The sequence below is a fragment of the Mucilaginibacter achroorhodeus genome (assembly GCF_007846095.1).
In the GTDB taxonomy this organism is placed as follows: Bacteria; Bacteroidota; Bacteroidia; order Sphingobacteriales; family Sphingobacteriaceae; genus Mucilaginibacter; species Mucilaginibacter achroorhodeus.
Genome location: NZ_VOEI01000008.1, coordinates 117,795 through 139,609, shown reverse-complemented (window position 1 = coordinate 139,609; position 21,815 = coordinate 117,795). Strand labels below are relative to the sequence as shown.

General features: G+C 45.1%; 21 protein-coding genes and 1 riboswitch. Of the genes, 7 read left to right on the top strand and 14 right to left on the bottom strand.

What is annotated here, in order from left to right:
• The 7 genes from FPZ42_RS18485 to pyrH all read left to right on the top strand — a co-directional run bounded on the left by FPZ42_RS18485 (nucleotide 1) and on the right by pyrH (nucleotide 5,380).
• Nucleotides 1–561: a hypothetical protein gene (locus FPZ42_RS18485; protein ID WP_146273350.1), complete on the top strand. Its 561-nt coding sequence runs from the start codon at nucleotides 1–3 to the stop codon at nucleotides 559–561.
• Between the two features lie 132 nt (nucleotides 562–693).
• Nucleotides 694–1,131, top strand: a complete 438-nt coding sequence (gene rplM / locus FPZ42_RS18480) for a 50S ribosomal protein L13 (protein WP_146273349.1) — start codon at nucleotides 694–696, stop codon at nucleotides 1,129–1,131.
• Between the two features lie 29 nt (nucleotides 1,132–1,160).
• On the top strand, nucleotides 1,161–1,547 hold the full coding sequence (rpsI, locus tag FPZ42_RS18475) for a 30S ribosomal protein S9 (protein WP_146273348.1): 387 nt from the start codon (nucleotides 1,161–1,163) through the stop codon (nucleotides 1,545–1,547).
• 21 nt (nucleotides 1,548–1,568) lie between these two features.
• Nucleotides 1,569–2,405, top strand: a complete 837-nt coding sequence (gene rpsB, locus FPZ42_RS18470; RefSeq protein WP_146273347.1) for a 30S ribosomal protein S2 — start codon at nucleotides 1,569–1,571, stop codon at nucleotides 2,403–2,405.
• 93 nt (nucleotides 2,406–2,498) lie between these two features.
• On the top strand, nucleotides 2,499–3,350 hold the full coding sequence (tsf, locus tag FPZ42_RS18465) for a translation elongation factor Ts (protein WP_146273346.1): 852 nt from the start codon (nucleotides 2,499–2,501) through the stop codon (nucleotides 3,348–3,350).
• Nucleotides 3,351–3,503: 153 nt separating this feature from the next.
• The gene (gene nagA / locus FPZ42_RS18460; RefSeq protein WP_146273345.1) at nucleotides 3,504–4,625 is read left to right on the top strand and encodes an N-acetylglucosamine-6-phosphate deacetylase; all 1,122 of its coding nucleotides are present in this window, start codon (nucleotides 3,504–3,506) and stop codon (nucleotides 4,623–4,625) included.
• 50 nt (nucleotides 4,626–4,675) lie between these two features.
• Nucleotides 4,676–5,380: a UMP kinase gene (gene pyrH / locus FPZ42_RS18455; protein ID WP_146273344.1), complete on the top strand. Its 705-nt coding sequence runs from the start codon at nucleotides 4,676–4,678 to the stop codon at nucleotides 5,378–5,380.
• A 229-nt stretch (nucleotides 5,381–5,609) separates the two neighbouring features.
• Here the strand turns inward: pyrH and FPZ42_RS18450 are convergent, their stop codons facing one another.
• The 14 genes from FPZ42_RS18450 to dnaG all read right to left on the bottom strand — a co-directional run bounded on the left by FPZ42_RS18450 (nucleotide 5,610) and on the right by dnaG (nucleotide 21,538).
• Complete coding sequence (locus FPZ42_RS18450; RefSeq protein ID WP_146273343.1) at nucleotides 5,610–6,332, bottom strand: DUF4197 domain-containing protein; 723 nt, start codon at nucleotides 6,330–6,332, stop codon at nucleotides 5,610–5,612.
• A 73-nt stretch (nucleotides 6,333–6,405) separates the two neighbouring features.
• The gene (locus FPZ42_RS18445) at nucleotides 6,406–7,413 is read right to left on the bottom strand and encodes an inorganic phosphate transporter (RefSeq protein WP_146273342.1); all 1,008 of its coding nucleotides are present in this window, start codon (nucleotides 7,411–7,413) and stop codon (nucleotides 6,406–6,408) included.
• A 4-nt stretch (nucleotides 7,414–7,417) separates the two neighbouring features.
• On the bottom strand, nucleotides 7,418–8,068 hold the full coding sequence (locus FPZ42_RS18440) for a DUF47 domain-containing protein (protein WP_146273341.1): 651 nt from the start codon (nucleotides 8,066–8,068) through the stop codon (nucleotides 7,418–7,420).
• A gap of 49 nt (nucleotides 8,069–8,117) precedes the next feature.
• Entirely contained in the window at nucleotides 8,118–9,182 is a 1,065-nt protein-coding gene (locus tag FPZ42_RS18435) for a sensor histidine kinase (protein WP_146273340.1), read from the bottom strand.
• Nucleotides 9,183–9,232: 50 nt separating this feature from the next.
• A complete protein-coding gene (locus FPZ42_RS18430) occupies nucleotides 9,233–9,757 on the bottom strand; it encodes a YceI family protein (protein WP_146273339.1) in 525 nt (174 codons plus the stop codon).
• 33 nt (nucleotides 9,758–9,790) lie between these two features.
• Complete coding sequence (locus FPZ42_RS18425; protein WP_146273338.1) at nucleotides 9,791–11,113, bottom strand: carbohydrate porin; 1,323 nt, start codon at nucleotides 11,111–11,113, stop codon at nucleotides 9,791–9,793.
• Between the two features lie 31 nt (nucleotides 11,114–11,144).
• Complete coding sequence (locus FPZ42_RS18420) at nucleotides 11,145–11,789, bottom strand: HD domain-containing protein (RefSeq protein ID WP_146273337.1); 645 nt, start codon at nucleotides 11,787–11,789, stop codon at nucleotides 11,145–11,147.
• A gap of 57 nt (nucleotides 11,790–11,846) precedes the next feature.
• Nucleotides 11,847–12,086 (bottom strand): helix-turn-helix domain-containing protein, encoded by a 240-nt coding sequence (locus FPZ42_RS18415; protein WP_146273336.1) that lies wholly within the window; start codon nucleotides 12,084–12,086, stop codon nucleotides 11,847–11,849.
• 205 nt (nucleotides 12,087–12,291) lie between these two features.
• Complete coding sequence (metF, locus tag FPZ42_RS18410; protein ID WP_146273335.1) at nucleotides 12,292–13,248, bottom strand: methylenetetrahydrofolate reductase [NAD(P)H]; 957 nt, start codon at nucleotides 13,246–13,248, stop codon at nucleotides 12,292–12,294.
• A gap of 36 nt (nucleotides 13,249–13,284) precedes the next feature.
• Nucleotides 13,285–13,647: a four helix bundle protein gene (locus tag FPZ42_RS18405; RefSeq protein WP_146273334.1), complete on the bottom strand. Its 363-nt coding sequence runs from the start codon at nucleotides 13,645–13,647 to the stop codon at nucleotides 13,285–13,287.
• A gap of 105 nt (nucleotides 13,648–13,752) precedes the next feature.
• Complete coding sequence (gene metH, locus FPZ42_RS18400; protein ID WP_146273333.1) at nucleotides 13,753–17,469, bottom strand: methionine synthase; 3,717 nt, start codon at nucleotides 17,467–17,469, stop codon at nucleotides 13,753–13,755.
• Nucleotides 17,470–17,619: 150 nt separating this feature from the next.
• Nucleotides 17,620–17,731, bottom strand: a riboswitch (SAM riboswitch).
• A 124-nt stretch (nucleotides 17,732–17,855) separates the two neighbouring features.
• The gene (locus FPZ42_RS18395) at nucleotides 17,856–18,941 is read right to left on the bottom strand and encodes a glutaminyl-peptide cyclotransferase (protein ID WP_146273332.1); all 1,086 of its coding nucleotides are present in this window, start codon (nucleotides 18,939–18,941) and stop codon (nucleotides 17,856–17,858) included.
• Between the two features lie 6 nt (nucleotides 18,942–18,947).
• Complete coding sequence (locus tag FPZ42_RS18390; protein WP_146273331.1) at nucleotides 18,948–19,316, bottom strand: YraN family protein; 369 nt, start codon at nucleotides 19,314–19,316, stop codon at nucleotides 18,948–18,950.
• A 266-nt stretch (nucleotides 19,317–19,582) separates the two neighbouring features.
• Nucleotides 19,583–21,538, bottom strand: coding sequence for a DNA primase (dnaG, locus tag FPZ42_RS18385; RefSeq protein WP_146273330.1), 1,956 nt, complete (start codon nucleotides 21,536–21,538; stop codon nucleotides 19,583–19,585).
• Nucleotides 21,539–21,815 lie beyond the last annotated feature (277 nt).

Sequence of the window (21,815 nt, the reverse complement as noted above, 5' to 3'; positions counted from 1 at the left end):
ATGGCAAGAATATCACTGATATGGTTCATGATAATATTCTTCGGCGTTGATAAACTTGCTCTGAAGAATGACTTGAAAAATGACAGGAGAAGACTAAAAGATCATGGCGTGTATTTGGAGAAGGATGCCATAATAAAACTTAGGGCTTTTGATCGATACGCTTCTCTTGATTTAAATGGTTATAAGTTTTCCAAGCGCAAAATTAATAACCACGTGATTAGTAGATGGTATAATAGCAAAGCCAAACAATATCTCTATCAAATAGAAAGTATATCGTATGTAGATACGCTTTTAGCAAATAAAGAGGTGTACATCGATACGATTAAAAAAGATCCGCAAATTGTTAAACCCAATATACCCGTTAGGGGAGATTTTAAGTTTCGCACTTATGTAATTGAGTCTTCGGCAAAGGAAAGACTTGTTTATTTAACACAGGAAGGAGAAGGGCTTGTCTGGTTCAGTGTGGGGAATAAAAATTACAGTCCGGTTCGGGAAGATATAATTGTTGGTGTTGTTTATCCCAATATGACTGAAATTAATAAGCTCATCAAGCAAATGTAGTTGGTTGAGTAAGGTTATACCGTCCCTCCAAAATAAATTACAACCCGCTTGTAAATTAAACAATTAAGCGTATCTTTGCAGTCCCGAAAATGCGGGGTTTACAAAAACGTTTAATTATTTAATTTAAAGCAAGTGAATACGTTAAGTTACAAAACTGTCTCAGCCAACAAGAAAACCGTTAATAAAGAATGGGTTGTTGTTGATGCAAACAATGAGATTTTGGGGCGCTTGTGTACTAAGATCGCTATGATGATCAGAGGTAAACATAAGCCAGGGTTCACCCCGAACGTAGACTGCGGTGATAACGTTATCGTTATTAATGCAGACAAGGTAAAACTGACCGGAGACAAATTTGCTACCAAGCAATACGTTTCTTACACTGGTTACCCAGGTGGTCAGCGTTTCATTTCTCCTAAGGAGTTAATGGCAAAACATCCGGAACGTGTAATTGAAAAAGCAGTTCGTGGTATGTTACCTAAAAACCGTTTGGGCCGTGCTATCTATGGCAACCTGCATGTTTACGCTGGTGCAGAGCATCCACACGCAGCTCAAAATCCTAAAACCGTTTAACTTTTTATTTTCAAAGGAGAAAAAACACAATGCCAACAACTAACACTTCAGGCAGAAGAAAAACAGCTGTTGCCCGCATCTACTTAAGCGAGGGCAACGGTGCCATTACCGTTAACGGTAAAGATTACAAAGAGTACTTCCCTACATTGCCTTTACAATACATCGTTACCCAGTCTACAGAAGTTTCTGGCTCAACTGGTAAATTTGATGTTGTTGTAAACGTAGCAGGTGGTGGTGTAAAAGGACAGGCAGAAGCCGTTCGTTTAGCTATCGCTAAAGCCATTGTTGAACTGGATGCTGAGAAAAAACCAGCTCTGCGCGCTAAAGGTTTAATGACACGTGATGACCGTATGGTTGAGCGTAAGAAACCAGGTCGTAGAAAAGCTCGTAGAAAATTCCAATTCAGTAAACGTTAATTTCAAAGGAGGAAACAAACAATGGCAAGAACAACATATCAGGATTTACTGGATGCAGGTGTACACTTTGGTCACCTTACCCGCAAATGGGATCCGAAAATGTCTCAGTACATTTTCATGGAGCGTAACGGTATCCACATTATCGATTTAAATAAAACATTAGCAAAGGTTGAAGAAGCCGCTGCTGCTATCAAACAAATAGTAAAATCAGGCCGCAAAGTATTATTCGTAGCTACTAAAAAACAAGCTAAGGATATTGTTGCCGAACAAGCTAAGAGCGTAAACATGCCGTTCGTAACCGAGCGTTGGTTAGGTGGTATGTTAACTAACTTTGCAACCGTACGCAAGTCGATCAAAAAGATGTCAAACATCGATAAATTGACCAAAGACGGTACTTACGCTATCCTTTCTAAGAAAGAGCGTTTAATGATACAACGTGAGCGTATTAAATTAGAGACCCTTTTAGGTGGTATCGCTGATTTGAACCGTTTACCTGCAGCATTATTCCTTATTGACGTTAAGAAAGAGCACATTGCAGTATCTGAAGCTTTAAAGCTTAACATCCCAACTTTTGCGATGGTTGATACTAACTCTGACCCATCTAACATCGACTTCCCTATCCCGGCTAACGATGACGCTACAAAATCAATTTCATTGATCACCGGTATCATCATCAAGGCTATCGAAGAAGGTTTGGATGAGCGCAAACGCGAAAAAGAAGACGAAACTGAAAAAGAAGCAGCTGCTGCTAAAGCGAAAGCTGACGCTCCTGAAACAACTTCAGGTGGCCGTGGCGCAAAAAGAGTAGCCGAAGAAGCTGAGGCTGGTACTCCAACTGCTGAATCTACAGAAGAGTAATATTTATTTAATGTTGTAAGGTTGCAAGGTTGGAATGTTTTAATGTTTCAACCTTGTAACCTTTCAACTTTATAACATTTAACATAAAATAAAATGTCTACAGTACAAATTTCTGCATCAGACGTAAATAAACTGCGCCAGCAAACCGGTGCAGGTATGATGGATTGCAAAAAAGCTTTAACTGAAACCAACGGTGATTTTGAAGCTGCAATTGATTACTTAAGAAAAAAAGGCGCTAAAGTTGCTGCAAGCCGCCAGGACCGTGAGTCAAACGAAGGTGTTGTTATTGCGCGTACTTCAGAAGATGGCAAACGTGGTGTTATCATCGAGCTTAACTGCGAAACCGATTTCGTAGCTAAGAACGCTGAATTTGTTGCTTTTGGCAACGAGATAGCTAACGCTGCTGTACAAGGTAACCCAAAATCACTTGAAGAGCTTAACGCTTTAGAAATTGATGTTGAGAACGCCCGTGTTAAAATTGGTGATGCCACTGTTGACAAAACAGGCAAGATCGGCGAGAAGATCGGTGTATCTAAATACGAAGTTTTAGAAGGCGAAAAAGTTGTTGCTTACATCCACGGTAACTTCCGTTTAGCTGTATTGGTAGCATTAAACAAAAACGCTAATGGTGTTGATGAAGCCGGTAAAGATGTTGCAATGCAAATTGCTGCAATGAGCCCGGTTGCTGTTGATAAAGACGGCGTTGACTCAACTACTATTGAGCGTGAGTTAGCTATTGCTAAAGATCAGATCCGTGCAGAAGGTAAACCGGAAGAAATGGTTGAGAAAATTGCTGCAGGTAAACTGAACAAATTCTACAAAGACTCAACTTTATTAAATCAGGAGTTTGTTAAAGATTCTTCTAAGAATGTTAGCCAGTTCCTTGATACTGTTGAAAAAGGCCTTACTGTTACCGCATTTAAGCGAGTTGCTTTAGGAGCTTAATCATATTATCCCCCTCGGCTTACCGAGGGGGATTTTTTTTGTTTGCCCCACCCAACCTTCCCCGGTAGGGAGGGCTTTGTTGTAAAAGGGACATTCACAATTAAAAACAAAAGTCTCCCCTAACGGGGGCGATTTAGAGGGGGCTATCTACCCATGATCACAGCACTTCACAATCTTCAACTCATCACCAACGGTACCATTACCGCAGGCAAGGCTGTCCTTATCGAAGGCAACAAGATAAAGGCTATTATTGATGAGCAGGCCATCCCTGCTGAGGCTTCTAAGCAAGACCTTAATGGCGCTTACCTTGCACCCGGGTTTATTGATCTGCAGATCTACGGCAGCGGCGGTAAACTTTTTGCGGGTAAGCCGGAAGAAGCGGCGCTGTTACGAATGGAAGATGACCTGCTTAACCAGGGTACCACAGGTTTCTTTGCTACCATCGGTACAAATACTAATGACATTGTAGAGGCGGGTATAGATGCCGCAAAGGCATACCGCAGCAAAGCACGCGGCAACTTTTGGGGCGTACACCTCGAGGGGCCGTATCTAAACGCTGCAAAGCGGGGCGCGCATCCTGAAAAATATATTAAGAAAGCAACTTTGGCAGAGGTTAAGGGCTGGATAGAGCGGGCGGAGGGCGTGATCACCATGATAACGATAGCGCCGGAGTTGCAGGACGAGGAAGTGATAGACTACCTGCACGGCCAAGGCATTATAGTATCTTCCGGCCATAGTAATGCTACTTATGAGCAAGGAAAAGGTTTCTTAAACAAACCTATCCCGGCGGTAACGCATTTGTTCAATGCAATGCCGCAGATGCACCATCGCGAACCGGGCTATATCCCCGCTATTTTTGAGGAACGCCCGTATACCAGCATAGTTGCTGACGGTAACCATGTAGACTGGCCTATGATACGACTGGCAAAGCGCGAACTGGGCGATAAGCTATTCCTGATAACCGATGCTGTTACTGCCGCTACGGAAGGTGCTTACCAGCACCGCCTGGAGGGAGATAAATACGTAATGCCCGATGGCACTTTATCAGGCTCCAGCCTTACCATGCTGAAGGCCGTACAGAACTGCGTGGAGAAAGTGGGAATCGGTTTGGCAGAGGCAGTAAATATGGCTTCGCTTTATCCGGCGCAGTTAGCTAAAAAAGAAACTAAAGGAATCATCCGCGCGGGTTTTGATGCCGATCTGGTAGTTTTTGATGCTGATTTTAAAGCACTTGCAACTATCCTTCAAGGTAAATACTTAACCATTAACACATAAAATTTTAACAATACCATTAATTATCTATTTTTGGCAAATCTTCCATTTAAATGAGATACAATAGAGTCCTTCTAAAGCTTAGCGGCGAATCACTTATGGGTGAGCGCCAGTATGGTATTGATAACAAGCAGGTTCTGCAATACGCGCAGGACATTAAAGCCGTAAAAGATCAGGGAATTGAGATAGCAATTGTAGTTGGCGGTGGCAACATCTTCCGCGGACTAAGCGCTGAAAAATCCGGTATGGAGCGTGCGCAAGCCGATTACATGGGTATGCTTGCTACAGTTATCAATTGTATGGCGTTGCAAAATGCTTTAGAAAGCATTGGTGTGGAAACGCGCCTGCAATCGGCCATAAAAATGGAGCAGATCTGCGAACCCTATATCCGCCGCCGTGCAATGCACCACCTGGAGTGTGGTAAGATAGTAATATTTGGTGCCGGTACCGGTAACCCTTATTTCACTACAGATACAGCAGCTTCGCTTCGCGCTATCGAGATCAAAGCCGATGTGGTACTGAAGGGAACCCGCGTTGATGGCATATACACCGCCGACCCGGAGAAAGACCCGACAGCTACACGTTTTGATGAGATAAGCTTCCAGGAAGTTTATGATAAAGGCTTAAACGTGATGGACATGACCGCCATTACCCTTTGCCAGGAAAACAAGTTGCCTATCATCGTATTTGACATGAATAAAGAAGGCAACTTCATGAAAATAGCCGAAGGTAACCCGATCGGTACTTTGGTGAAGTAGTTGCTAAAATACACAACAAGAAAGCCTCTGTATTACAGAGGCTTTCTTGTTTATACTCCCGTCATTGCGAGCGTAGCGTGACAATATCTTCTCGTTTATAAACATTCGACGAGATTCTCCCGTCTCTCGATATGCATCGGATCCTCACAGTAACGTTTAATTGTCAGTCTGAGCTTGTCGAAGACCTACCGTTCAAGAGCGGTTCGACAGGCTCACCGTAACAAATCGCCTATCGTTTATTCCTATCATAATACCCAAACACTTTTTGCAGCAACGGCGTGGTGCGTGCAGAGATGTTTTGGCGGATATTTAACTCTTCCCGCGCAATAACTACAAACAGGCCATCAATAGCCTTTTGGGTAACATAATCAGTAATGTTTGGGTTTATCTTGGTAACCAGCGGTATCCTGTTGTAGGCAGCAGCTGCATCACCATAGTATTTGGTAGCGCCTACTTTATTTAAACTGGTTTGGATAACCGGCCTGAAATTAGCTGCCAATTGCGCGGTTGTAGTGCGCCTGAAGTATTGCGTGGCGGCATCCTGCTGGCCTAACAAGATGTTGGTTACATCCTGTATGGTCATCTGTTTAATGGCGTTTACGAAGATGGGCTTAGCCTGCGATGCGGCATCTTCTGCGGCACGGTTAAGCGACAGGATAACGTTATCGGCCAGTTTGCCTAAACCTATGCTGCGTAAGGTACTTTCAACTTTTTGCGCCTCTGGCGGAAAAAGGATCTTCACCGCCGCATTTTTAAAGAAACCATCAACGGCAGATAGCTGATCAGCGCTTTGGGCAGTACCTATTTCAAGGGCCTGCTTAAGGCCGTTGCTCATTTCTAACTGGGAAGGATTGCCATATTGCTGTATAGTAGTTTGTGCAACCTGGTTAAGGGTATCGCAACTGCTAAGGCCTGCAAAAAGGAAAGGGATAAGTAGAAGGATTTTTTTCATAGCGATGGTATAAAAGCAAAATTGCTGCCAACAAGGGGCAGCAATCAGCTATGTTTAATTTGAGTGTGTGCGTTTAAATGTGCCTTACCAGGCAAAAAACTAAACCGGCAATAAGCGCTGATACCGGGATGGTAATTATCCATGCCCAAACCAGGTTGATGGTAACGCCCCAACGTACGGCTGATACACGCTTAGTTAACCCAACACCAATAATTGAACCGGTAATGGTGTGTGTTGTTGATACCGGTATAGCAAAGTGCTCGGTAATAAACAGGGTAACTGCACCGGCCGACTCCGCAGCAACGCCTTCAAGCGGCGTTATTTTGGTTATCTTAGAACCCATGGTCTTTACGATCTTCCAACCGCCAGACATCGTACCTAACGATATAGCAGAGTAACAAGCCAATGGGATCCAGTCCGGCATTTCTGCACCGCTACCTATCACTTTGGCAGCAATAAGGCTTACGTATAAAATACCCATTACCTTTTGCGCGTCATTGGTACCATGTGCAAAGCTTAAGGCGGCTGCTGATATCAATTGCAAGCGTTTAAACCAACGCTCGGCAGCAGCAGGTTTTGCCCTTTTACAAATGTGCAATATGATAATGGTGATCACATACGCTATAAACAAACCTATAAAAGGCGCCAATACAATGTAGGCGATAATGGTTAATACGTAGTGTGAGTTGATGGCTTCAAAAGCATGTTTACCTAAAAACAGTGCGTTGGTGATACCGGCACCCGCAAACCCGCCTATTAGCGTGTGCGAAGAACTGGAAGGTATACCAAACCACCAGGTGATCAGGTTCCAGCTGATGGCTGCTATAAGGCCCGCAAGTACTACGTGAAGCGTTATAAACTCCTCATGCACGGTTTTGGCAACCGTGTTTGCTACCTTATGGTCCTTTATAAAAAAATACGCTGCAAAGTTAAATACTGCGGCAAGTAACACCGCCTGGAAAGGTGTTAGCACCTTAGTTGATACGATGGTTGCAATAGAGTTGGCCGCATCGTGAAAACCGTTGGTGTAATCAAATAAAAGCGCAAGTACAACTACAGCAACAAGTAGGGTAGTAACCATTAGCTTACGCGTTTTTGATTAATATTGATTCCATTACGTTAGCAGCATCCTCGCACATATCTGTAGCGGTTTCTAACGCAGAAAGTATCTCCTTGTATTTTATTAAACGGATAGCATCTGTTTCATACAGGAACAGGTCGGCAACGGCACGGTCAAATACATAATCGGCCTGGTTCTCTACGCTGTTAATGCGGATACAAGAATCGGCTATGGCACGCACATTACGCAGGTCTTTAAGCTCACGAACTGCTTTTTCAAGATCGTTTGCTGCCTGTAGTATCAATTCAGAAAGTTTTTTGATGTGCTCGTTGTAATCGTCAATTTTATACAGGTTCATGCGGTTGGCAGCACCGTGTATGTAATCTGCAATATCATCAATGGCAGTAGCCAGGGTATGGATGTCCTCGCGATCAAAAGGAGTAATAAAGTTTTTTCCTAATTCAAGATAAACCTGGTGAGTTAGCTCATCGCCTTTGTTCTCCAGTTTATCTATCTGCCTGAAAAGCTCTTCGCGGGTAGCAGGGTTATTTGAGTTAACCGCCTCAACCAAAACGGTAGACATTGCTACCACATTGCTTGCTGCCTGTTCAAATAAGGGGAAAAAGGTTTTTTTGTCCTTTGGTACAAAGTACTGGAAAATACTGTTAAGTGACATCTTTACTTTTAAATTTCAGTAAAGGTACGGTTAGTATGTTAATTTAGTGTTAACTTTTTAACACCGGGATATTGGGGAATGGTAAAGTTTGTTTCGCCATTTCCAGTGTAAACCCAAATGTAGAGCCCAGCGTTTCGGTACTGCGTACGCTGATGGTTTGCTGATGTGCCTCAATAATATGCTTAACAATGGCTAAACCCAAACCGGAACCACCAATTTGCCTTGAGCGGCTGCTATCCGTACGGAAAAAACGCTCAAATAAGCGTGGCAGGTACTTTTCTTCAATGCCTATACCATCATCAGTAACTTCTATCAATACCTGGTCGTGCAGGGTAAAAAGGCTCACTGCCGTGTTGCCGCCCTCTTTGCCGTACTTAAACGAGTTATCAATAAGGTTCACCAAAACCTGCCGTATTTTCTCGCGGTCGGCGTTTACAAATATCGGGTCGTCGTATTTTTGTTTAAACGTTAATTTAATATTGTGCTGTTTGCTCTTTAGCTCCAGCGATTCAAAAACCTCTTTGATCAGGTCGTTGATCTTAAATTTGGTGTAATTGATAGGTATCTCACCGCTTTCCAGTTTCGAGATCTCATCCAGGTCATTGATCAAATAACTCAGGCGGTCTACGTTCTTTGATGCTTTCTCCAAAAATTGGGTCGCCATTTCCGGGTCTTCAAAGCCGTCATCCTGTAAAGCCTCTATGTAACCCTGTATAGCAAACAGTGGCGTTTTAAACTCATGCGAGATATTGGAAAGGAAATCACGGCGGAATTTTTCCTGCTTTTTCAATTCGTCGATCTCACTTTTCTTTAAGCGGGCCCATTCTTTAACCTCTTTCTCAACGTCGTTAATAGGGTCGGCGCTAATGTGCTCGCCGAGGGCATCGCGGAGGTCGCGGCCAAGCTTAAGGTTATGTATAAGCTTATAAATGATCTTTATTTTTGAGTAGATGTATTTCTCTATCAGGTAATAAAACACCAGGTAGCTGGTAATGAAGGTAACCAGGAAGGTTATCATCATATCATACCATTTGTGCTGAAAATAATAATTTACTGCCGATAAGGTGATGGCAACTGCGGCAGCGTTTATCAAAATGAGAACGCGCAATTTCATAGCCTTAAAGTTACTACAAAACTGCGCGTTACAGTGTTAAAAAATCGTTATTATTTAGCAGTTTCTGCTTCAACATTTATTGTTACATCGTCGCCCATGGTCATGCTGCTGCCGCCTACGCCAAAATCGCGGCGGTTTATTTTAAAGCTGCCTTTGAACAGGTGGCCGCTGCTTAGCGATGTATAAGTAAATGGCATTTCTACCGGCTTGGTCTTATCTTTAATAGTAAGATTAAAGATACCCACAAAACCGCTTCCTTTTTTCTTGAAAGAGGTTGATGTCATGCTGATTTTAGGATATTTGGCTACATCAAAATAATCCTCGTTCTTGAGGTGATTATCGCGCATGGTATTGTCTGTATTGATAGAAGCTGCCTCGGCAACTGCTTCAATTTTGCTGCTCCCCAATTGCGCCGGATCAAACTGGACATTGGCCTGTACCTTGTCAATGGTGCCGCCGGTTTTGATACCCATGTTCTTGATCTCAAAGCTGATCTTTGATCTGGTAAGATCGGCTTGTGCATAAGCGCCCACGTAAGCCAGCATTAAAACAACTATTGTGAATATCTTTTTCATCTGCAGGTATTGACTTAGCAGTTTGCCAATGGTTTAAAACTCTACGTGCGCACGTAGTGAAAATACGTTAACCGGGCCACGGTCGCGGTTGTAGGCCGGGTTTGCTATAAACTGGTAATCCGGCGATAACCAAACCATGTGCTTGTAAGCGTTAACTTTATAGTAAAGCTCGGCGATCATCTCAGTACTGTAATTCAATGCTCCGTCACCAATGATGAAACCGTAACCGCCTGCAGCCAGGTAATCACGGTGGTCTTTAGATATGCCGTTACCTACAAAGGCAAGGCCCAGTTCGTCATCTGCGCGGTGCCATGAGTTGCCGCGTAGGGTAGCGCCAAAGCTGATAGACCTGTCTATCTCCGTAAAAGCCCAAGTTTCGGTTTTGCCATCGTTATAGCTGGCTTTTGCAAACACGCCGAAATCTTTGGTAAGGTATTGGTCTGCGCTGATACCGAAACCGTATTTGTGGTGGCCGTAAGCCTGTACGGCATCAACATCTGGCGTGCCGCCCACAGGATTATTCAAAGCATCGCGGTAAATACCCATTTTACCATTGTTGCGGAAAGCTAATAGGCGAACAGTACCTTTTTTATAATCAGCACCGCCCAGGGTATAGCGTTTTTCGTACTCGAGGGTTTGGGTATTGGCACGGCCAAGGCGCTCGTCCCAGATGGAGCCGTTAGCAGTAGTGGTGGTCATAGTGTAGGCGAAGCGCAGGGCCCAGGTTGGCTGGCCTAATTCTGCTACGGCGCCAAATACGTAACCGCGGGTGTTGGCAGGGTAATCCCAGGCTGCGTTATCCATCAAGCTCCAGTTCATGAACTGTGAACGAGGGTCGTGGCTAAATTCGTTACCATCGAAAAAATCGGCCATGCCAAATTTACCAACAGTTACCCTGAAATAGCGTTTGCTTTTCCAGCCGGCCAGTTGGTTAACATCATCGGGTAGGAATTCCTTATCATCACCCCACTCAAAGTTTTGGGTAAAGTATAGGCGGGCGATGTAAATTTTAGGTTCGGCTGCACCTACCCTAAAGGTTTCGCCATTTGGGAAACCGGCTATACCAAGCGTTTTGCTAAGGCCGGCACCACCCGACATTTCGGTGTTGAAATAGCCTTCCATTCCCTTCCACAAGCGTGCGCCGCCAAAAAGCGTGGTGGTTAGCGATGTTTGGGTTTCCTGGTTTGGCACCAGGCTGTTGGTGCCTGTATATTTTGCGCTAAATGCAGGTTTATATTGCGTGATAACCGTTTGCTGGAAGTGCAGATTAACGTTTTGCGTTTTGGTGGTATCCTGCGCTTTAGACACGATATTGAAAAGCAGGGGTATTGCTGCTAACAGCAGGGTTTTCTTCATGTTGACTGTGATCGTAAAAATTTGGGCTAAATTACGATACTTCGCCGTAAAACTGCTTAAGAAAATGCTCCATAAAAGCGTGGCGCTGCAGAGCCATCTCGCGACCGGTATTGGTGTTCATTTTGTCCTTTAGCAAAAGCAATTTTTCGTAAAAATGATTGATGGTGGGGGCGGTGGTATTCTTGTACTGCTCTTTGGTCATGTTAAGTTGCGGCTTAATCTCCGGGTTGTAGATCTCGCGGCCTTTGTGGCCACCGTAGGTGAAGGCCCGGGCAATGCCTATGGCGCCAATGGCATCTAAACGGTCGGCATCCTGCACAACGGCAAGTTCGGGAGAGTGAAAACCGGCCTTATCAAAGCTGGCTTTGAACGACATGTGTTTGATGATAGAAGCCACGTGATCTGCAACCGCCTGGTCGACGTTAATGCTTTTAAGAAATTTTGATGCAGTGGCGGGGCCTATCTCTTCATCGCCGTTGTGAAATTTGCTGTCGGCAATATCATGTAGCAATGCGGCAAGCTCGACAGTAAGCAGGTCGCAGTCCTCATGCCGGGCAATGTGTTTGGCGTTTGTCCAAACCCTATCAATGTGCCACCAGTCGTGGCCTCCTTCGGCGTTTTTGAGGGTTTCCTTTACGAAGTTTACGGTAAGTTCAATGATTTGCTCGTGATCCATATCTGCATCTGTTAAGATGCAAATATAGACAACAAGTTTTCTGTGTTAAGACTATAATTAAGCAGCTACAGCTTTATCGGTACTTATGAGATTTGTAAGATCGATATCAAGGATATCTGCGATCTGGAACAACCGTTCTACCGTAATTTTGGTGTACCCAAGCTCAATTTTGCTATAAGCGTTCTGCGAAATATTAAGCTTTGCAGCCAGGTACTCCTGTGTGTAATTTAAATCTTCCCGCCTTTTGCGTATATTCATCGCAACGGCTTTTACTTTTTGATTCAGCGTAGTATTCATAAAAATTGTGCAATTCCTGATACTAACGAGATTTTTTTTTGCACGGATTTAAAAAAATACATTTTAGGTTAAAATATTTTCTCGGTTAACTTTTTAATTATTAACTCACGCGCAGTTAACGTTATCGTTAAAATTTAATTACGGCAGAGGTGAGTAATATAGGGATAGAAAGAGAAAGGCCGCATAAGCGGCCTTCTGTTATGATCTAAAATATTGCTTCGGCAATGCGCTTTGTCGGCCCGGGATTACCCATGGTATAGAAGTGCAGCACCGGCGCGCCAAACTTTACCAATTCCTTACACTGATTTATCATCCACTCGATACCGATCTCCTTTACATCCTTTTCAGATTTTGCATCGTGGATGGCGTCAGACAGATCTTCCGGAATATCGATATGGAATGTTTTAGCCAGCGATATCAGTTGCTTTGAAGCCGTGACCGGTTTAAGCCCCGGAATGATGGGTACATTTATACCCGCCGCGCGGCAACCGTTCACAAAATCAAAATAACGCTGGTTATCAAAAAACATCTGCGTTACAATGAACCCGGCGCCCATATCTACCTTTTGTTTCAGGTATTTAAAGTCGGTTTTCAGGTTGGGCGCTTCGAAATGCTTTTCGGGATACCCTGCCACGCCAATACAAAAATCGGTGCGCAGCATGTTATCGTAGTGCTCGTGCAGGTAAACACCATTGTTCATGTTTACTACCTGCTGCAGCAGGTCGGTTGCGTAACAGTGACCATTAGGCGTAGGCACAAATGACGAATCGCCTTTGCGTGCATCGCCACGGAGCACCAATACGTTCTCAATGCCGAGGAAATGCAGGTCTATCAAACCGTTCTCGGTCTCATCCTTGGTGAAACCACCGCAAAGTAAATGCGGAACGGTATCAACCTTGTATTTGTTCATGATAGCTGCACAAATGGCAATAGTGCCCGGGCGTTTACGGTAAGCCAGCTTTTGCAGCAAACCGTTCTCTTGCTCTTTATAAATAAAATCTTCACGTAAGGAAGTTACATCTATAAATGGCGGCTTAAACTCCATCAGCGGGTCAATAGCATCATAAATACCTTGTATGCTATGGCCTTTTAAAGGCGGTATCAACTCGAATGAGAATAGTGTTTTGCCGTTAGCGTTTTGGATATGTTCGGTTATCTTCATGATTTGTAGAGCGGGGATCGAGAGTTAAGGAGCGGTTTAGTTTACTATCAGTGCTTTTTGTTGATTAATCAATCCTGCTAACAGAATTCTTACTCTTGTTAATTTGTTCAAAAGCTCTTTCAAAATGTCTGCTTCAATGAATTCTAAATCGAAAGATAAATATAATTGAGTTTCTAATTCGTAGGCAGAACCACGCGCTATAAAAAAGAATCGTACAATGTCTTTAGGGTGACTGCGTCCGCAACCCTCAGCGATATTTGAAGGGATAGAAATAACTGATCGCTTTATTTGTGATTGCAAACCATATATTTCATCTTTTGGAAAATGCAGAAGGCAAGTATAAACCATTTTCACTAATAGCCGTGCCTCTTTCCATGCTTCTAAATCAGTAAATATCATATTATAATTTATCTCCAGTAATCCCTTTACCTCTCGCTTCTCGCACCACCATCCCGCACCTTTTTTTCCTCTATCCCGCTCCTCGCTCCAAACTCTCGCACCATATTAATAATTCAAATTAGGCCCTAACCAGCGTTCTACAGTGTCCACGCTCATGTTCTTTCTCACTGCATAATCTTCAATCTGATCTTTGCTGATCTTATTTAAACCAAAATATCTTGATTGCGGATGCGCGAAGTAGAAACCGCTTACTGATGCTGCCGGTGTCATGGCCAGGCTTTCGGTAAGATGCATGTGGGCGTTTTCTTCTGCTTTCAATATCTCGAATAAGGTCGTCTTTTCGGTATGGTCCGGGCAGGCGGGATAACCCGGTGCCGGGCGGATCCCCTGGTATTCCTCTTTGATCAGATCGGTATTGCTCAACTCCTCGGTTTTGGCATAGCCCCAGTATTCTTTACGTACCAGTTCGTGCATTTTTTCGGCAAAGGCCTCAGCCAAACGATCTGCAAGGGCTTTGGCCATAATACTGTTGTAATCGTCGTGGTCGCGTTCAAATTCCGCAACCAGTTCATCACAACCCAGGCCGGCAGTCACTGCAAATCCTCCCCAGTAATCGGCCACGCCACTTTCTTTTGGGGCGATAAAATCCGACAGGGCGTAATAAGGCTCGCCTTTTACTTTCTCGTTCTGCTGGCGAAGCGTATGGATCCTCGCTAACAAATGCTGGCGGGTGTCATCGGCATAGATCTCGATATCATCACCCACGCTGTTGGCCGGCCAGAAACCGATAACACCATCTGCACGCAGCAACTTCTCATCTACTATTTTATTCAGTAATGCCTGCGCATCGTCGAATAGTTTTTTGGCTTCATCGCCTACAAACTTATCTTCGAATATCCTTGGATAGCTGCCACGCAACTCCCAGGTATGGAAGAACGGTGTCCAGTCGATATACGGCACCAATTCCTCAAGCGGGACGGACTCAAATACTTTTGTGCCTAAAAAGCCTGGCGCAGGTGCCACAGCGTTCACATCTATCTGAAATTTTTGCGCGCGTGCTTCCTCAATGCTTACAAAACGCTTGTCGCTTTTCTTGTTGGCATGGGCTTCGCGGGCTTTAGCATATTCATCTTTTATACCCTGGATGTAGCTATCGCGGGTGTCCTTGTTCATCAGGCTGCTGCAAACCGTTACACTGCGCGATGCATCCAGCACGTGGATAGCAGCGCCCGAATAATGCGGCGCAACCTTAACAGCTGCATGGATACGCGATGTAGTGGCACCACCCAATATCAGCGGAATGGTAAAACCTTCGCGCTCCATCTCTTTGGCAAAATGCACCATCTCATCTAATGATGGGGTGATCAAGCCGCTGAGGCCGATGATATCTACATCCTGTTTCTTTGCTTCTTCTATAATTTTTTGTGCAGGCACCATCACCCCGAGATCGATGATCTCAAAGTTATTACAGGCCAATACCACGCCCACAATGTTTTTGCCAATATCGTGCACGTCGCCTTTTACGGTAGCCATCAGTACTTTGCCTGCATTTGCACGGCCGCCGCTGCTATCGCCACCGGCATCGATAATGCGTTGCTTTTCGGCTTCGATAAACGGCAGCAGGTAAGCCACCGCCTTTTTCATTACACGAGCCGATTTTACCACCTGGGGCAAAAACATTTTACCGGCACCAAACAGATCACCAACGATGTTCATGCCATCCATCAGCGGGCCTTCAATTACTTCCAGCGGGCGGGGATATTTCTGGCGGGCTTCTTCCACATCGGCATCCAGGTACTCTACAATACCTTTTACCAGAGAGTGCGACAGGCGTTCTTCAACAGAACCTTTACGCCATTCTTCATCACGCACCACTTCCTTGCCTTTGCTCTTGATAGTATCGGCAAATTCAACCAGGCGCTCGGTAGCATCGGGGCGACGGTTAAGCAATACATCCTCAACCAGTTCTAACAGGTCTTTCGGGATCTGCTCGTACACCTCCAGCATACCGGCGTTAACAATACCCATATCCAGGCCGGCTTTTATGGCATGGTAAAGGAAGGCCGAGTGCATGGCTTCGCGCACCACGTTATTACCGCGGAACGAGAAGGAAATGTTACTCACCCCACCGCTTACCTTTGCATGCGGCAGGTTTTGTTTTATCCAGCGGGTAGCCTCAATAAAGTCTACCGCGTAGTTGTTATGTTCTTCCAAACCGGTTGCAACGGTAAGGATGTTAGGGTCGAAAATAATATCCTGCGGTGGAAAGCCAACCTCATCAACCAGGATGCGATAGCTGCGTTCGCAGATCTCTTTACGGCGTTCCAGTGAATCGGCCTGGCCGGTCTCATCAAAGGCCATCACCACCGTGGCAGCACCATAGCTTAATATCTTGCGGGCATATTCTTTAAATTTTTCTTCGCCTTCTTTGAGGGAGATGGAGTTTACAATTCCCTTGCCCTGCAAACACTTTAAGCCGGCTTCCAGCACGCTCCATTTTGATGAATCGACCATGATGGGCAGTTTGGCAATATCCGGCTCGCTGGCAACCAGGTTCAGGAATTTCACCATCACGGCTTCAGAGTCGATCATCCCCTCATCCATGTTAATATCAATAACCTGGGCACCGCCTTCTACCTGCTGCAAGGCAACAGAAAGGGCTTCTTCGTAATTTTCGGCAAGGATGAGTTTAGAGAATTTTGGCGAACCGGTGATGTTGGTACGCTCACCAATGTTTACAAAGTTGGTCTCCTGCGTTAGCGTAACAGCTTCTAAGCCGCTTAGGCGCAGATAAGGCTGTATCTCCGGAATAGCACGGGGCGGATATTTCGCCGCTTTATCAGCAATACATTTGATGTGATCCGGCGTAGTACCACAACAACCGCCAACAATATTTACCAGACCAGCTTTTATAAAGTCGTCAACCTGGTGGGCGGTTTCGTGCGGGGTTTCATCGTAGGCACCAAACTCGTTAGGCAGACCTGCGTTAGGGTAGGCTGAAATAAACACACCAGCCTTTTCAGATAACTCCTCTAAGTGCGGGCGCATTTCGCGGGCACCCAAGGCACAATTTAAACCAACCGACAATAAATTAGCATGACTAACCGAGTTCCAGAAAGCCTCAACCGTTTGGCCCGACAGGGTACGGCCCGATGCATCGGTAATCGTTCCGGAGATCATGATGCCACCTGCAGGGCGGAAAGCTGCGTAATCTTTACCGGCAGCCAAACATTCCTGTTTATATCTATCTATCGCAAATAGTGCCGCTTTGGCATTCAGTGTATCGAAAATGGTTTCAACCAGCAGTACATCCGATCCGCCATCAACCAAACCGCGTACCTGCTCATAGTAGGCCTCGGCCAGGTCATCAAAAGTAACGGCACGGTAACCCGGGTCGTTTACATCAGGTGATAACGATGCCGTACGGTTGGTGGGGCCAACCGCACCGGCCACAAAACGTGGTTTATCGGGCGTAAGAGCAGTGTATTCATCAGCAGCTTCGCGGGCAAGGCGGGCACCCTCGTAGCTTAGCTCATAACCCAGCTCTTCCATGTGATAATCTGCCAGGGAAATGCGCTGGGTGCTGAAAGTATTGGTTTCGATGATATCGGCACCGGCCTCCAGGTACTCTTTGTGTATAGCTTTAATTACATCCGGGCGGGTAAGGTTCAACAGGTCGTTGTTGCCCTTAAGGTCTGACGGATGATCACGGAAACGCTCCCCACGAAAATCAGCTTCCGTTAGTTCGTACCGCTGTATCATGGTGCCCATTGCCCCGTCAATTACCAGGATGCGTTTCTGTAGTTCTTTTCTAATGTCCATTTTTCGGTATCAAGTAGCGAGTATCAAGTAGCAAGTACCGCATGGATACCATATCATATCTTGCACAAGAAAAAATCCTGATACTTGATACTAATTACTTGATACTACGTAGACTTATTTCGAAAAGTCGGGGTGTTAACGGTTGACTTTCACTTATCTGTCCCGGGCAGTATTGCTGATCCGGGTAGAATGTAGCACCTTGTTAAGTAACAGGTTGCTAAGACATCGCAGGGTCTAATCCCTCCGTCTTTCTCCATAAGCAGTGCAAAGATGAATAATAATGTTGTAAAGTGCAAATGAAACGGGGTTGCATCTCACAACTATGTTCACGTTCGTGCTCCGAATCCTCATGAACGTAAAAGGCAGCCCGATGGCTGCCTCTTTTGTTATTTTTTGCTGAACTTAACCTGGAACAGCTTATCCCATTTTTTGCCGGTAACAAAGATGCGCTTGGTGGCTTTGTCATAAGCGATGCCGTTAAGCACATTGGCCTCAATGTTACGCTTGCTTGCCGGGTACATATCAGCCATGTTAGCACGCTGCAATACCGCACCTGTTTTTGGGTCTATCACCAGGATGTTTTCTGTGTTGTATACGTTGGCATAGATCTTACCATCAATATATTCCAACTCGTTGATCTCGTTAACAGGCCCTTTATCATCATAAACATCAATATAGCCGGTTTGCTGATAAGTGTCCTTATTCAGGAACCAGATGCGGTTGGTGCTATCATCCATGTAGATCTTATTACCATCGTAGGTCATGCCCCAGCCTTCAACACCCACGTTGTTATTAAAGGTGTTTTTCAGATCAAACGTCTTGCGGTCAAAAACGTAGCCTATCTTTTCTTTCCAGGTAAGCATCATTATCTTATCGCCGATAACCACAATTCCTTCGCCAAATACTTTAGGGTCGATCATTTTCTGCTGAACAATTTTGCCACTTGGCAGGGTCGTTTTTACCAATTTAGACTGGCCATCGGCCGGCACACCGGCTGGAGGTTGGGCATAACCACCGCTGCTTTCATAAAAGCCGTTGTTGTCATATATCAAGCCTTCGGTGTAAAGACTGGTATCATGCGGAAAAACCTTTTCTACGGTAAACGTCAGTTCCTCGGGTGCTTTGGCCGGTAGTAACACGATGTTGGTTGTAACATCTTGTGCGGCAGAACCGGGTTGGTAAACCTTGGCAGTGATGGTGCGTGCGCCTAAGCTAAGGCTATCTGTTTTTAGCGTAACGCCGGTCTGGTCTTTTTTTGAACCGATGCGGGTGCTATCAACCAGGTACACCACAGAATCAACTTTTGCATCCTTCGGGAAATTTACCTTTATCTCAACCTGCTGACCGGCTTTGTAAGTGGTGCCGGCATCGGGGCTAACGGTAAGGTCTTGCTGGGCATTATCTGTATCAGTATGGCAGCCGTAAGCAAGCAAAGAACCCGCAAAGGCCAAAAGCACTAATTTTTTATCCATTTTTTGTTAGGTGGCAGAAGGCCAAAAGGCATCTTCGATATGTTTTATGGTATGGGTATTATTACGGTTAAAAAGCACAGATATTATATCAAACCTCACTTCTCCGTTATGGTTCATTAAATAAATGTATTCGTCGGCAGCTTGAGCCAGTAAGTTCTGCTTACGGGTATCAACAAAATCCTCGGGCAGGCCAAATCCTGTGCCGCTGCGCGCTTTTACTTCGGTAAATATAATCACCTTGTTTTTATAAGCAATAAGATCTATCTCTGCTTTGCCGAAAACCCAGTTCTCATCCAATATCTCATACCCCGAAGCTTCTAAAAACGCTTTGGCAAGTGTTTCGCCCTGTTTGCCGAGATCGTTGTGGGTTGCCATTAGTCAGCGATATTACGGAATAAAAATAATACGTAAAGGACGATGCCTATGCCTATCGCCAAATGAATTAAACTTCCAATAAACAAACCCCAACTCAGGTTTTTCAGTTCTTTATGTTGGTGCCTACTCAACACTTTAAGACTTATACCAAGGATTAGAAAAAGCAGTATTATAAATGGAGGTGTTATTATCTCAGGATGTTCCCTCGCAAGCCAAATACCTATAGCTTCTATAATGAGAGAAAGGATTAGGTAAGTGTATTTCATTCATTTCAATATAACCGAACCAAGATAATCAGATATATGCTTTTCTACCTTTTTCATGTGCATGTACTGGTTCAGCAGAATTTCCTGGTCGGCGGCTTCTGTGGTGGTTTGCAGTTGCTTGCGCAGGCTCTCCAGTATCTTGCCAACCTTTTGCTTTTTAAGGTGAAAGATAGCCCCAAGGATGGTTGCCTTCATGTTGGCCTGTTCATCGGGCACGAAGATCTTGTGCATCTCCAGCCAGTTTTCGCTTAGCATGTACTTGTTGGCTAACAGGTTAACAGTAAGGTCGACCAGGTTTTTATCCTGCGAATGAATGAAGAACTGTTCATCGGGCAGCACGCCGTTCTCTACTTCCTGGCGGTAAATTTCTAAAAATTCCTTGCAAACTGGCTGCTCAAATTCAACATCACTCAACTCGGCCACCATAAACGGGCCGATGTAAGTATTGGCAATGCCATCCCAGTCTATCATTTTGTTACCGTACAGCAACAACAGGCGGATGATCTCTTTTTCCTGCGTGTCAGATTCCTTTTCGGGCTTTGGTGCAGCTTCGGCAACATCGGGTTGTTCGCCAAATAAGGCAGCATCTTCCGGGGATAGTTCAGGGCGATAGGTAGTGGTCTTTTCGCTTTTCTCGTGATCCTTTTTGGCCTTGGCCTGGCGCATCTTGTTCAGCTCTGATAGCAGTGCGCGCTCATCTATCTGTAGCTGCATACTGCACTCCTTGATAAACACCGATGCCTTTATAGAATCAGGTATTTTAGAGATGCTCTCAACTATCTCGCGTATAACGGTAGCTTTTTTAATCGGATCATTACCGGCATCCTTAAGCAGGATATCGGTTTTATAGAGGATGAAATCTTTTTTATTATCCTCAATATGCTTCTTGAAAACGCTGGTGCCAAACTGCTGCACAAACGAATCCGGGTCGTGTCCATCAGGGAAGAGCACTACTTTTACATTAAGCCCTTCTTCCAATATCATATCCAGCCCGCGGAGGGATGCCTTAATACCCGCCGCATCCCCATCGTATAAAATGGTGATATTTTTGGTGAGGCGACCGATAAGGCGAATCTGCTCAACAGTAAGTGAAGTTCCGGATGAGGCAACTACGTTCTCGATACCGGCCTGGTGCACGGATATCACGTCGGCATAGCCCTCTACCAGGTAGCAGTTATCCTCGTCGCGAATGGCACGCTTGGCAAAATAGAGGCCATATAGTACGTTTGACTTATGGTAGATCTCAGACTCGGGCGAGTTAACGTATTTTGGTACGTTCTTGTCTTTTTTTAGTGTACGCCCCCCAAACGCAATAATCCTGCCTGTAAAGCTATGGATAGGGAACATTACGCGGCCGCGGTAACGGTCGTACAAACTGCCGTTGTCACGTTTAACAGATAGCCCGCTATCAACTAAAAACTCTTCCTGGTAGCCTTCTTTAAGTGCCTGCCCGGTAAAAGCTTCCCACTGGTCGGGTGAGTAACCCAGCTCAAACTTTTTAATGGTCTCGGTGCTAAAGCCGCGTTCCTTAAAATAGCTTAGCCCTATGCTTTGGCCCTCATCGGTTTCCAGCAAGCTCTCGTGGAAAAACTTAGCCGCATATGCCGATACGATCATCAGGCTCTCGCGGCGGTTATCTTCCTCGCGGTTCTCTTTGCTTTCAACCGTTTCCTCTATCTCTATGCTGTACTTCTTAGCCAGCCATTTAAGCGCTTCGGGATAGGTGAATTTCTCCAGCTCCATCAAAAAGGTAACCGCGCTGCCGCCCTTACCCGATGAAAAATCTTTGAAAATGCCCTTTGCCGGCGACACCGTGAACGATGGCGTTTTCTCGTTCACAAAAGGGGAGAGGCCAATAAAGTTGGCACCGCGTTTCTTCAACTGCACAAATTCTCCTATCACCTCCACAATATCTGTGGCTTCCATTATACGGTCGATAGTTGATTTGGTGATCATGCTGCTGTTGAGGACAAAAAATTGCGGGCTACAAAAGTAGCGTTTTGGGCTTTTATAAAGATAGAAAAATATAAGTAATTGAGTTTACTCACCCCGACGTCTCTGCCATTCGGCGGATCGTCGACCCTCTCTTCGTTGTGTGAAAAGAGGGTCGTTTTTTTCTTACCCTCTTTGCGGAGCAGAGAGGGTCGCGCATCCCGGTAGCAATCGGGACGAGGTGAGTGGAACAACGCAAAGGACTCACCCGGTCTTTGCTACGCTGGACCACCCTCTCTTC